This window comes from Brumimicrobium sp. (assembly GCA_023957385.1).
In the GTDB taxonomy this organism is placed as follows: Bacteria; Bacteroidota; Bacteroidia; order Flavobacteriales_D; family Crocinitomicaceae; genus Brumimicrobium.
On record JAMLGZ010000001.1, the window covers coordinates 1,562,277 to 1,576,323 of the forward strand.

At 33.5% G+C, this 14,047-nt stretch carries 10 protein-coding genes; 6 read left to right on the plus strand and 4 right to left on the minus strand.

Features of this window, described 5'->3' with window-relative positions; translation table 11 throughout:
• Positions 1–39 precede the first annotated feature (39 nt).
• The 5 genes from mnmE (at position 40) to M9897_06890 (ending at position 5,239) form a co-directional block, all read left to right on the plus strand.
• The gene (gene mnmE / locus M9897_06870) at positions 40–1,398 is read left to right on the plus strand and encodes a tRNA uridine-5-carboxymethylaminomethyl(34) synthesis GTPase MnmE (protein ID MCO5268598.1); all 1,359 of its coding nucleotides are present in this window, start codon (positions 40–42) and stop codon (positions 1,396–1,398) included.
• A gap of 123 nt (positions 1,399–1,521) precedes the next feature.
• A complete protein-coding gene (locus tag M9897_06875) occupies positions 1,522–1,926 on the plus strand; it encodes a hypothetical protein (protein ID MCO5268599.1) in 405 nt (134 codons plus the stop codon).
• A 118-nt stretch (positions 1,927–2,044) separates the two neighbouring features.
• Entirely contained in the window at positions 2,045–2,416 is a 372-nt protein-coding gene (locus M9897_06880; GenBank protein MCO5268600.1) for a response regulator, read from the plus strand.
• A gap of 3 nt (positions 2,417–2,419) precedes the next feature.
• Complete coding sequence (locus M9897_06885; GenBank protein MCO5268601.1) at positions 2,420–3,799, plus strand: sigma-54 dependent transcriptional regulator; 1,380 nt, start codon at positions 2,420–2,422, stop codon at positions 3,797–3,799.
• A gap of 9 nt (positions 3,800–3,808) precedes the next feature.
• Positions 3,809–5,239, plus strand: coding sequence for an ATP-binding protein (locus tag M9897_06890; protein MCO5268602.1), 1,431 nt, complete (start codon positions 3,809–3,811; stop codon positions 5,237–5,239).
• Between the two features lie 3 nt (positions 5,240–5,242).
• Here M9897_06890 and M9897_06895 read toward each other — a convergent pair whose 3' ends face one another.
• Positions 5,243–6,715 (minus strand): hypothetical protein, encoded by a 1,473-nt coding sequence (locus tag M9897_06895; GenBank protein MCO5268603.1) that lies wholly within the window; start codon positions 6,713–6,715, stop codon positions 5,243–5,245.
• A gap of 188 nt (positions 6,716–6,903) precedes the next feature.
• Between M9897_06895 and M9897_06900 the strand changes: the two genes are divergently transcribed.
• Positions 6,904–7,548: a protein-L-isoaspartate(D-aspartate) O-methyltransferase gene (locus M9897_06900; GenBank protein MCO5268604.1), complete on the plus strand. Its 645-nt coding sequence runs from the start codon at positions 6,904–6,906 to the stop codon at positions 7,546–7,548.
• A gap of 245 nt (positions 7,549–7,793) precedes the next feature.
• Here the strand turns inward: M9897_06900 and M9897_06905 are convergent, their stop codons facing one another.
• The 3 genes from M9897_06905 to M9897_06915 all read right to left on the minus strand — a co-directional run bounded on the left by M9897_06905 (position 7,794) and on the right by M9897_06915 (position 13,917).
• On the minus strand, positions 7,794–9,977 hold the full coding sequence (locus M9897_06905) for an endonuclease (GenBank protein MCO5268605.1): 2,184 nt from the start codon (positions 9,975–9,977) through the stop codon (positions 7,794–7,796).
• A gap of 15 nt (positions 9,978–9,992) precedes the next feature.
• Positions 9,993–12,743: a TonB-dependent receptor gene (locus M9897_06910; protein ID MCO5268606.1), complete on the minus strand. Its 2,751-nt coding sequence runs from the start codon at positions 12,741–12,743 to the stop codon at positions 9,993–9,995.
• A gap of 124 nt (positions 12,744–12,867) precedes the next feature.
• Positions 12,868–13,917, minus strand: coding sequence for a T9SS type A sorting domain-containing protein (locus tag M9897_06915; GenBank protein ID MCO5268607.1), 1,050 nt, complete (start codon positions 13,915–13,917; stop codon positions 12,868–12,870).
• Between the last annotated feature and the right edge of the window lie 130 nt (positions 13,918–14,047).

The window sequence follows — 14,047 nt, forward strand, 5'->3', positions numbered from 1 at the left end:
ATTTTTGCAAACCAAATTGGATGAGAAGGAATGGAAATATTGAACGATAAAGATACAATCTGTGCTTTAGCAACTGCAAATGGAGTTGGCGCAATTGCAATGATACGTGTGTCAGGTGAAAAAGCTTTTGAAATTACTTCTCGTATCTTTTCTAAAGATCTGACAGACCAATCTTCACATTTAGCTCACTTTGGGACAATCAGAGATCAGTCAGGAGCAGTGGTGGATGAAGTATTAGTTACTGTATTTCATCAAGGTAAGAGTTTTACAGGTGAAGATACTACCGAAATAACTTGTCATGGTTCGAGTTATATTAAGCAACAAATTATCCGCTTATTGTTAGAAAACGGCTGTCGTATGGCAAACCCTGGGGAATATACCATGCGTGCCTATTTTAATGGTCGCCTAGATCTGTCTCAAGCAGAGGCTATTGCTGATTTAATTGCTTCAGATTCTAAAAAGAGCCACGAAATCGCTATGAATCAAATGCGTGGTGGATATTCGGATCATATTCAGCATTTACGTCAACGCTTATTGGATTTTGTTTCCTTGATTGAATTGGAATTAGATTTTGGAGAAGAAGATGTAGAGTTTGCCGATAGAAAGCAGTTGAAAGAACTTATTGATGAATTAAAAGGTCGCCTTCAGCAATTAGTAGATTCTTTTGCTTATGGGAATGCTATCAAGAATGGTGTGAATACGGTGATTGCAGGTCGCCCAAATGCTGGAAAATCCACCTTGTTAAATGCTTTACTTAATGAGGAACGCGCAATTGTTTCCAATATTCCAGGAACTACTCGAGATACAATTGAAGAGCGCTTAACCATAGATGGTGTAGTATTTAATTTTATTGATACGGCTGGAATTCGAGAAGCTACTGATGAAATAGAGAAAATAGGTGTAGAACGTGCTTTATCGGAAGTGAAAAAATCAAATATTTTACTCTATGTGTTTGATGCAAATGAACTAAGCAAGGAAGATGTAGAAGTTGATCTACAAAAATTGGAGAGAGAAGGCTTATTTATTATTTTATTAGCCAATAAGACAGAGAATTCTTCAAATAACTTTAATTTATATAGTACTAAATATCCCGTTTTATCCATTTCTGCTAAACAACATGTAGGTATAGAGTCATTAAAGACCGAACTCTCTAAATGTGTAGAATCTTTATCTTCTGAAAGTGACACCATTGTTGTGAATTCTCGACATTACCAAGCTTTTTATCATGCATTAAATGATTTGTCAAAGGTGGAAGAAGCAATGGATTTAAATGTAACTGGAGACTTTTTAGCCTTAGATATTAGAAGTGCGATTCGTCATTTATCATCTATTACTGGGGAAATTACTACAGACGATGTCTTGGGTAATATCTTTGCGAATTTTTGTATCGGAAAGTAGCTTTTATCCGTTGAATTAGTCTGCTTTATGCTGATGTATCTACGATGAATTTTCTAAAAACTGATTTTAATCATACCTATTTGTCAATGAATCAAGCCTTTTTGTTCTATTTTTAATCAATATATGGACTCAAAAGCATATTTGATATACATACAAGAAGATGAATTGACACCTGGATTTTTACAGGAGCAATTCTTTACTTTAGATGAGGACTATAAAATATTTGTAATCATTCAGTTAAAAGAGCAATCATTTAAATTTATTCCTCTCATTAAAGATCTAAAATCAATTCGAATAGAGAAGACACTTAAGCGAATTGATGAATGGAGAGATATGTGTCTTACACAAAATCATCAATTTATTTTAAAGATTATTGACAAGCCTAGCCAATTATCAGAATTTAAAAACGATTTTAAGGGGATTAACCAACTAATTATTCATAGGAGTAAAGAATTAAATGGAACTTTAGAGCCTATTATTGGAAGATTGTTTTCTGATGATCTAGTGACTTGGGAATATTTCCAATAAATGATGTGTGTAAAATATCTACATTTAGGTATATTAATTCACAATCTTTAAAAAAATACACTATTTTTGAACTAAGTATGTGTTGTTTTGTTTTTTAGTCAGAAGAACAAAGAATGATATGAAGGAACGCCCAATTTTATTGATAGTAGAGGATGAATTAGATATCAAAATCTTGTATAAATCAATTTTAAAGCAACATTTTGATTTTGAGATTATGGAGACTGATTCAGTTCGAGGGACAACAGATGTCTTAAAAAAATGCATTCCAGATTATGTTTTGTTAGATCTTTGTTTGCCTGATGGAGATGGTTACCAGATAATGCCATTATTGAGAGAAGTGAACCCGAATGTTCGTGTTTTAGTTATTTCAGCATTTAATTGTGGGCAAGAGCGTAAGAAAGTAGAAATCTCAGGGGCAATGGGATTATTGGCAAAACCTTTTGAAAAAGAACAATTTATTCAACACATACAACAATTGATAAATGTGTAAAGAATGGATAAATATACGCTTCTAATCATTGATGATGATGTAGATATCTGCATGCTTTTAAAACGTTTCTTTGAGCGGAAAGAATTTCGAGTACGTATTGCTTTTAGTGGAAATGAAGGATTGGAAATTCTTAAAAAGGAAAGAATTGATTTAGTTCTTTCTGATTTTCGCTTACCCGACAAGGATGGTTTTGAGATGCTAAAGATAATTAATGGGATTAGAAAAGATATTCCTGTTATAATAATTACGGGTTATTCGGATGTAAATCAGGCTGTAAAAGCGATTCGTCAAGGAGCCTATGAATATGTTACAAAACCTATTTATCCGGAAGAAATTCTATTCCTAGTTGAAGATGCGCTTAATAAAAGAGAAGCAAGTCGGTTGGAAAACAAAACAGTCAATCAAGATAAGGAGCAAAAAAATCTTGTGCATACCCGATACCTTATACCTGACAGTGAATATTCTGATGAATTACAAAAAAAGATTTCTCTGGTTGCTTCTACAAACATGACAGTTGTAATTATTGGAGAAAGTGGAACGGGTAAAGAAGTTGTGGCTCGTATGATACATGAGGCTTCACCCCGTAATGATCAAGCCTTTATACCTGTAGATTGTGGGGCATTGACACAAGAATTAGCAGCAAGCGAACTCTTTGGTCATGTAAAAGGGGCTTTTACAGGTGCGACTTCTGATAAGAAAGGGAGTTTTGAATTGGCCAATCATGGAACTTTGTTTCTAGATGAAGTTGGAAATCTTTCGTATGAAAATCAAGTGAAATTGTTAAGGGCTTTACAAGAACGAGTAATACAGCGTGTAGGTAGTGAAAAAACAACTCCTATTGATGTACGTATTATTGTGGCAACTAATGAAAATTTAGAATTGGCAATTCAACGTGGAACCTTTAGGATGGATATATTCTATCGTATCAATGAATTTCAAATTGAGTTAAAACCACTACGAGATAATAGAGAAGAATTGGAAGCTTTTTTTCAATTTTTCTTAAATCAATCGAATCAGGAGCTAACTAAAGAGGTTAAAGGAATTGATGCACAAGCATGGCAAGTATTAGCTAATTATCCGTGGCCAGGAAATACAAGAGAGCTTAAAAATGTAGTGAAATACGCTGTTTTAATGGCTAATTCAGAAAAGATTTATAAAGAGGATTTACCTAAAGAAGTAATTAATTATAAATCAGGTAATACTGTTCAAGTGGAAACGGATTCCTTATTATTAAAAGATGCTACCGAAAAGGCAGAGATAAAAGCTATTGTTAGAGCTTTAGAGTTGGCTAAAAATAATAAATCGAAAACAGCTGAACTACTTGGGGTAGATAGAAAAACATTGTATAATAAGTTGAATACTTATGGATTATTAAACGATTAATAAAACCAAATGATAAAAATATTAATCATAGAAGATAAGAAAGATGATTTTTATAGCATTACTCGTTTCTTAAAAGAAGAAAATGAGGCGGATTATGAGATAAATTGGTGCTGCGATTTTAAATTAGCTGAAGAAGAAATCTTGATGGAGACACATGATGTTTATTTGATAGATTATTTTTTTGGAAAGAAAGAAGGGTTGGCCATTGTGGAACGATTACGTGAGAGAAATTTTCGAAAACCTATTATTTTACTAACTGGAAATTGCAGTAAAGATATCGAAGCAAAAGCTATAGCATTAGGAGCTTCTGATTTTTTAATTAAGGAAGAAATTAAACCTGAAATGCTAGAGCGTTCCATCCGTTATGCTTTAGATCGTTATAAACAACAACAGTTTATACGTGAGCAAGAACAGAAATATAGAAATCTTTTTGAGCTGAGTGTAGAGCCTTTCTTAATTCTGAATGAGAATTTTCAAATTATAGAATTTAATTCCTCATTTTTAGATGTTTTTGATCAGTTAAAACCTAGTAATGAACAGGTTAATAATCTTCAGTTTAGCGAGCTTTTTAAATCTCAAGAGGAATATAATAGTTTGAAACAACATCTAGAGGTAGAGCTAGCAGTTAAGGGATTTAAAACAATATTATTGAATTATGATAGAGATGTTGTTGCTAGCATTTCTATTGCAGCATTACCTAAATCACAGCTTTCTGATAAGGATTTCTACCATGTTGCTATTAGTGATTTAACAAAAATTATGGAGCAAGAGCAAGAGCTAAAACGAACAGAAAAACATAGCATGTCGGGGAGAATGGCACGTATGATAGCACATGAAATACGAAACCCTTTAACCAACATTAGATTAGCTTTAGGAGAATTAGAAAGTATCACCTCCAATGATGATGCAGTTATGCTCAATCAGATGATAGAAAGAAATACTTCTCGAATTTCAACCTTAATTGATGATTTGATTAAATCGGCTCGCCCTCAAGAGTTGACAAAAGAGTCTGTCGATTTACGTATGGTGGTTGCAGAGTCTCTTATGCTATGTCAGGATAGAATAGAACTCTTAAATATTCATCTCAAAAAAAATATATGTGATTCGCCCATAATAGGAGAATGGGATAAAGAAAAGCTAAAGATAGCATTCACAAATATTATCACGAATGCTATTGAAGCTATGGAGGAGGTATCAACACCCGTACTAACTATAATTGTAAACTGTTTTGACGATATCCCAACAGTGTATATCCGAGATAATGGAAAGGGGATGGATGAAGAAACGTTAGCTAATTTATTTGATCCTTTCTTTTCGAATAGAAAAAATGGATTAGGATTAGGAATGACAGCTACCTTAAATATCATTAATATGCATGAAGGGAAGATATATGTTCGTTCAGAACTTGGAAAGGGAACCGAATTTAGAGTAGAGATATAGTGATTAAGTAAAAAATCGTTTTTTGAATTTTATATAATCAAATTTCAAAATAAATATAACTAAGAGTGCAACTTGTGCAGGTATGAAATATCTCACAATGGCGCCAGAAACAGGGGTTGTCCACCCAATTATGAGTCCAATTAATAAAACATATACCCATAAACTACTAATGATTCGTTTATCTTTATCTTCTAGCTGTTTTGGAAAGAAGAAGAAAGCTAAAATTAGAGAGATAATGTATATGATATTTTCTAATAATGCTGGATACTGTAACCAAGTACTGCTTTTATTAGGGATGGGTTGACAAAATGCATTGAAGAGCGCTTCAGGAGCGATCATCCACATTTTCCAATAATTATCTTCAATTGGAGTGATATATACTCTACTCCCTGCCATGTCCCAATTTAAATGAACTTTGTATGCATTCCCAATGCTGTCTAGTTGAAAAGGAAAACGCTTATAGTTTTCATTTCTCTTCATTTTAAAAGCTGTTACAGTGTCAGTGAGTGTAGCATACTCATTACTAAAATTAAAATGATCTCGGTTTCTATATTCTATGTAATAATAATGTTCTTTATCTCCCTCTAAATACAGTCCTCCATTTGTTACATTATAAAAATCTTCTTGTTGATTCGAGATGATATAGGCAACTTTGTTAGATAGTTTAATAGCAACAATTCCAAAAATTCCTATAGCTAAAAATAGGGAAAAAGCAAGCCATTGCTTCTTGAAGAAATAACTCCATCCGAGATAAATTATAACAGGAAGTATGAAAATACCTACATAAGTTTTAAAACCAATCATGAGTAGAATTCCTAATAGAATACGCCAGCTCTTACTTTGTATGGATAAATTATCAAATAGCCCTCGAAGTAATAAGCATAATCCTAAAATCATGAGGGGCTCTTTAATGATGCTTGAACTCCAAAATGCTACGGAAGGAGCTAGGGTTAATATGATTAAAAGAAAAACGTGTGGTATCTGAGTTTTCTTCTTAAGCCATTGGAAAAGATCAAAGCCTCCTAAAAAGGAGAAAAAACTAAAAATGATAAAATGTACAAAAACGTATCCTCCAGATAAAAATAAAATCAGCGAATTTGCACGAATTACATTGCGGGAGTCATTAAGTAAAAAGCGCAACCCTGAATTCCAATGTGAGGTGGCTTCTAAATATTTATCAATAAATGCTGGGTCATCATTTAATCCAAATAAGAATTGAAAATAATCTGTTGGAGATTGATTGAATACATGATACAAAATTTGACTTTCTTTAAAGAACATCCCCGCATCCATAGTGAGTTCTCCTCCTCCGTAATGAAAAGTATAAATATATAGAAAGAATGCAGCATATCCTGTCTTTAAAGTAAAAAGGATAGGAAGAGTATAAGTAGGGATATTAGATATATATTTCTTATTTATCCAATAGGTAATGGAAACAAAGAAAAGGAAATATAGTAAGGTAATTAAGAATCCCAATTTTTATAATTTTTGCTAAAATTAATAAACTATTCAAGAATTAATTGAAAGTTGAGTACCGATATTTTTCTGTTTGAAAATTTATATTTTGATAAGTTTAGTATAATGTGTTGAAAGCTTTTATAAGGGAAAGAGAATATTGGTAAAGTTTGAAGAGCATTGATTATGATTTTTTCTATTTTTGTTGCATGATTGATGGGTACAGACAAAAAGGTTTAAGAAGGCAACTTATAGAAGAACTTCGAAATAAAGGAATTACTAATGAAACAATTCTAGAAGCTTTTGATAAAGTACCACGTCATTTTTTCCTGGACACCTCGTTTATGAATCAGGCGTATTCTGATATGGCTTTTCAGATTGGAGCAGGGCAAACAATTAGTCAACCTTTTACAGTAGCCTTCCAAACACAACTATTGGAAGTGCAGAAAGGGCATAGAATTCTTGAAATTGGCACGGGGAGCGGTTTCCAAACGTCTATTTTATGTGCTATGGGAGCTAAAGTTATCTCTATAGAAAGACAGAAAGAATTATTTATTAAAGCTAAAACAGTTATAGCTCATTTGGGGTACACACCTAATTTATTTTATGGTGATGGATATAAGGGAAAAGAAACGTATGCACCTTTTGATGGGGTGTTAGTAACCTGTGGAGCTCCTTTCATACCAGAGGCATTGAAAGATCAGCTGAAAGTAGGAGGGAAGTTGGTGATTCCTGTAGGTGAAGGTAAAGTACAAGTGATGATGCGTTTAACTAAATTGGGAAATGATGAATGGAAAGAAGAAACTTTTGGAAATTTCAGTTTTGTTCCCATGCTAACTAAGACTGTTAAATAAACGATAACCCGTTGTGTATTCAGAATAAAATATAAATTATGGTATCGAGGACTGACAGGATCAGACGGTCGGCTTTGCCGACCGATACTCTCCCCTCACAATTGTCACCCCGAGAACCTTGGTTGCTCGGGGTCTATCTTTTTAAATAATTCTATTACTATTTTTGCAAATTCACAATGGGTAACGATATAAAAAAAAAATGGCTACTTTCTACAAAGCAGCCATTCTCTGTGGTTTGAAATCTATTATTCTATAACTATTTTTTTAGAAACTTCTCCATATTCAGTTGTTGCTTGAATAAAATACATGCCTTTATTCAAATCTGAAATAGATATTTCTTTTGCAATAACATGATTAGTAGCTTCTTCTTTCACTATTCTTCCTTCCATATCTACTATTCTGTAACTAACTAGTTGTGCGCCATCTACAGCAATATATATAGTTTCTGAAGCAGGATTCGGATATACGATAAAAGCTTGCTCCAATTGTTCTTTTGTTATTGAAAGTGAGCCACATCCATCAATAAAATGATTCATATCTGAAAAATCTATGAAACAAGCATATTCTGGATGATCGATAAATGGATTTCTATTGTTTTGAAGAGAGTCGATATAATCATTTCGTGCAATTTCAAAATTAGATGGTGGGAAATTAATGTTCCATTGTTTTAAAATAGTTTGCTCTTGACCATAAGCAATTGATGCTGAAATATAGTTAGGTAACTTCCAGTTTTGTCCATTTTCTGTATAACGAACGGCCATATAGAAGATGGCTCTAGCAACAGCTCCTTTGGCATTATCTCTAGGTTCATACACCCAATTTCCATTTGCATCTTTTCCAAATTTTGATCCCCCAACAGATTGGATAACATCACTTACTGCTTCTCCAAATGGATAGTTAGAACGGATAGCATTTGCATCATTTTGGTTTACCAATAGTAGGTTGTGGTAATCACTGTAATAGTTTGCATTATTATCAGTCACAGGAAACCATGAATTTGCATAGGTGTGTTCACGTGACATTCCAGAGTTAGCAAAATTAAATGGATAATCATACTGGTAGTTATTTCCAGTATAAGTACAAGTAACTACTCTCTTTCCATTAATTGTATCTCTTCCATAGAATTTCTCTGCCATTTTTGCTGCATAATCACTATAATAGTTTTGAAAATGAGGGGCAATAATGTCGTGTAAATCTGAAACAAGAGTGGAAGAGGATGTATTAATTCCTGAATAATCAGAAGCAGGAATAATATCTGTAAGTGTGGTGATATTTCCTGTTAAAGGAGAAGTAGTTAAATAATTTCTTCCACTACCAAGTCCATTATAAGAAAATACAGCAAAATAGTAATCAGTACCAGCTATGATATCATTGGGATAGAATGTTGTATTATTCGTAGATTTCAGCACTTTTGCTCCTCCAATAACATCTCCAGCATTATATGTTGTACCATCCACAGGAACTTCTGTAATAGGACTTCCTTTTTTTCTTAGAATAAGGTATCCATCTGTATTAGGAGAAGCGATAAAGTTTCCTTTAAAACGGTAAGTTTTAATATCAGAAAAAGAGAGAGATGTTGCTTGTTCTGTTGGTTCTGTTGCCAAGTTATCTCCGTATCCAATTAGATTAAATGTAAATACTGGAAAATCTATGTCGTCTGAAGTGATTGTTACAACTGCATTTTTAGTTCCAGCAGAAGTAGGAGTGAAGTCAATCCCAATATTTTCTGTGCTTGATGCATTGATGGTAAGCGGAAAACTTAGAATATTATTTAATGAAAACTCACTAGCATCTGCTCCAGAAATGGCGATACTATTAATAGTTAAAGCATTTACAGATCCATCATTTTTCACGTCAAATGGGAGGATATTATTGGAACCAACGTTTGCTCCAATGATATAAGAAGCATTATTTGTAGATTGAGCGCCATCTACCATAACAGCCATTTGCTGCTGTGTTACAGTAACTTTATTGATTACAACATTATCTAAACCGACATTTCCACCTGCTTTATTTATGTAGATAAAACGTATCCATCTAGAGTTTTGATCCAATGCTTTATTATTTGAAAAATAACTTCCTCCGGCAAGTTCAGCATTTCCATAAGTAGCTACAGTTGTAAATGTTGTTCCATCTACAGACTCCTGAAGTTCAAAAGAACCTGTTCCAAAACTGTTTCCGGTTAAATCAAAAGTAACATTGCCAGGTGCACTAGCTACGTTTATTAGAAGATATCTTCCTGTAACACCAAACTTAAAAGCAGGTGCAGGGTTTCCAGATCCTGTATAGTATTCGGCTAAATTACTAGACCATCCAACAGCTGGAAGTGCAGATCCTGTGAAATCACAAGATGTTGGTAAAGTTGCTTGTGAGAATGCAAAGAATGCAGTAGAAAACGCAACAAATAAAGAAAGGATTTTCTTGTTCATATATATACTATTTAATTAAAAATCAAAACTTAAACCTACGTTAAACTTGAGTCCGGGGCCATACATCACACCAACGGAGTTGATGTCAAATCCAGGACCATACGTATTCGATAAAACGGCATCCGAAATATAACGGGTACCAATTGTATTAATTACACTTGCGTTAAGTGTTAATGCATATTTGGTCTTTTGACCGAAAATAAATTTATATCCACCATATATATTGAGAAGTCCATAGCTTGGAGCCTTCCACGATTCATGACGTGCATATTGCCCTTTTAAAATAAATGGATTAAAGTCAGAGTAGAATCTATCAAAATATTGGTATTGTATTTTAAAATATAAATGTTTAATAGGATCTATACGTATACCAGCCATATACATGGATTGTGGCGCATCTCCAACGTGGACTCCTTTAGCGTCGAAAGATATTTCTTTATTATAGGCAGGAAGAACTATAGTTTTGGATGAATTCCAAGTCCAATCTCCGTAAGAAATTGAAGCTTCGAGACTCAATTGTTTAATAATTTTCCAAACACCGTCAAATTCAATTCCCATGTGAATAGCATCCATACCTTGAATGTTTACACGGATTGTCTCCATCGGATCATCTGGATTTGGAACAGCTAATCCATTAGGGAAAGGTTTGTTTTTCCAATTAGTAAAGTATCCATTTACAGAAAATGCTACTTTCTTAAGTCTAAAATTATATCCCACTTCTACAGCCTGAATGATTTCATTTTTGATTTCATTAAAGAAATGGTTGTATGTATTGTCAATTACATTTGAATACATAGGGTTTCTTGAAAGATACCCTAGGTTTAAAAATACGTTAGAATGTTCTGCAATGATGTAATTAGCACCTATTTTTACAGTTCCACCAGGAATCCATTTATATCCTGTTTTGTCATAATCCACTCCTTTAGAATCGGTGGTGTAATCTTCTCCATTATATGTAATTGTATCAAAAGCCCCAATATAAAGTGTGGTATCGTCTATTTGGATAGAACGCGCTCTAAAAAAATCAACTCCTGAATAGCCATTTACATTTCCTGTAACATTAATAAAGGCGGACCACCTTGCATTGGAAAATTCAGCTTGGGCAAACATCCCTGCCCATTGTACATATCCATAACGGTGTGCTTCATAAGGTTGCTCAGCAATTTTGTCTCCAACCTTTTTCATAGGATCTTTACTATTTTTATCTGCATTATTGATGAAATAATCTCCTCCTAACAAGTCAGTAATTTCTCGATAATGTTCTCCGCGATAAAAACGATAATCTAAACCAGCAGCAAAATTCCAATTTTTAGTAATCTCATAATCAAATTGCCCTAAATATCCCACCCAATAGTGATTGTTTACGGAGGAGGTCATGACATTAGATGCCTTTAAAAGGGTAGGAGAATAGTTTGGATCAACGGTAGGTTGAACTTGGCCAAAGAAATCAATTTCTTGGTTGTTCTTTATAACCGCGTTCCAATCAACTTGTCCATTCTCATCTTTTGCGGCTGAACTGAATTTCAATAATTTTGTTCCACCTCCTTTCCCTATAGAAGCATATACGATATTGGACATGCTTAGTTTTTCATTAATTACCCAGAAATCTTTTAAGGTTAATTGGTTCTTTAAGAAATAGTTTAAACGTTCGGCATAAATAGATTTACCACCTACTTGAAAGACGTTTTTACTTTTATAATCCTTATTAATATAACCCCAATGTTCATTAAAATCATAGCCATTATCATACGATGAAGCAGAAGTGATAGTGGCCCCCATATTAATAGCTGCTGTTGAGTCCCAATACTGTATCTTTTGATTATATGCTCGTTGTGCGTGCTTTTGAGGAGCCCCAAAAACTGAAAAAGAAAGTAAGTGGTTTCCTAATCTCTTTTGTATCTTAGCATAGTAAAATCCACCTAATGAAGGAGTTCCTAGTATTGTTCCATCAGATTTCTTAAACGATGCAGCCAAGGTGATTCCCCATCCACCTTTTAATAAGCCAGAGTTATAACCTACACTAGTTCTTAGCAAATTACCAGAGCCATATTCTTGTTTGGCAAAAACCTTCATCTTGGAAGTAATTCCTTGGGTTAAGATATTAATTGTTCCTCCTACAGATGGCATGGATATTTTAGTAGCTCCTAATCCTCTCTGCACTTGAATTCCACCGGTAATAACGTCTAAACCGAACCAATTTGACCAATAGACAGCTCCATTCTCCATATCGTTTACAGGAACACCATCTATTAGCACACCTACATTCCTTTGAGAAAATCCCCTCACAGAAACACGAGCATCACCCTCACCGCCTCCTTGTTGTGTTGCATATACCCCAGGAGTAGCGTTTAACAACATTGGTATATCACGGGATGCTAATTCTTCTTGAATTTTCTGAGGTTCAATTTTAGTTACAGAAATAGGGGTTTTGCGTTCATCTCGAATAAAAGAACCAGTTACCTTAACCTCTTCCAATTCGATGGGAGATTTTATTCGTGTTTCTATTTGTAAAATGGGTTGCTTTACATCTATTTGGATAGAAACTGAATCAAGCATTGTAGCTATCAGTGTGTACTTTCCATAGGGAACGTCAGAGAAACTAATCTTTCCAAAATCATCGGTTAGTCCCCTAAAATCCCCCATTCTGACGCTAGCAAAAGGAATGGTTTCTGTACTATTTCCATCGTAAACAGTAATATTTACTTGTCCAACTTGTGAAAATACAAGAAGAGGAATAAAAAATAAGACAGATAAAAGGTGTTTCATTTGCAAAGTAAAAAGGCTTTGTAACTATGATAAAATTGAATTTAATATATATATCAAAATGAATGAAATTTAGATATTGAGAATCAGTAAAAGATGAGAATGTTTAAGTTAATTATAAATCCAATTATTTTACAATAAATCTCTTAGTATATTGTTGATTTTCACCTCCTTTAGCAGAAATAAAATACAATCCTGAATTTACATTCAAATCAATTGTCATGACTGATTTAGCATTCGGAATATATTTTACCAATTTCCCAAGTGCATCTGTAATGATGATTTCTTTAACTTTATTTGTTGAAAGAAGATTAATTTGTTGAGAAGTTACAGGATTAGGATATATTTCAAAACTAAAATCAGTGATTGTTTCAGTAGAAACTGAAGTAGGACCTCCACAATCGCATGTGTGCAATCCTAAATTATCCACATTGATTCTTCTGGCAGGATTTCCTTGACTATTCGTTACAGTATCTCCAAATTCATCTATAACATATACAAAGTATGAAAGTGAATCCCATTCTTCATTTGGTTTAAAAGTACTTGGGTTCAATGTAACACCTTTCTTAACACTTGGTTTTCTAACTAAAAAATGATTTGCTGAAACAACTACTCCACCTGAAGCAACAGGAGTTCCATCGTAGGTCCATCCACCTCCTTGAGCAGGTTCTCCAGGATTTTCTCCAATTTTTCCAAAAATATCAATAGGTTGTATATTAGTTAAAGATGTAATAGGCATGGCTAAAGGAGTTCCAGGAGGAATAATACCTTTGAATAGTACAACAGCATCATTACCATTCCAATAAAAAGCCTTACTTTGATTATAATCAGGACAATAGAAAGCATCTGCTTTAGCTTCTAAATCTTCCCAAATTGGAGCTTCTTGGTCAACACCGTTTGGATCTCTTTTATCTATAACGCCTACGTGAACATCCTTTGGAGCAATAGTTCCTGTTAATTGAACTGCATTTAATACTGTTGGGGTAGAGGAACCGTTGTCATAACGAACTACAAAGTAATTAGATAAGTCAATCGTGTTATCTGTTGGATTATAAATTTCTAAGGCTTTGTTGTTTCCTAGGCCTTCTAAGTATTCTGAAATAAATAATTCTGAACAATCCTGCGCGTTTGTAATTGCAGAAATAAATAGACTAATTGTAAGTAAGATTCTTTTCATAAAATTTTATTATTATTCGATATTTTATTGGTCAATAAGCACCAACATATTTTTTTGGCAAAAATAAGGCATTTCTTTTATTTAACCTTATTACGTTATGAACAATTCTGTAAACTTTCGAAAATTTAAC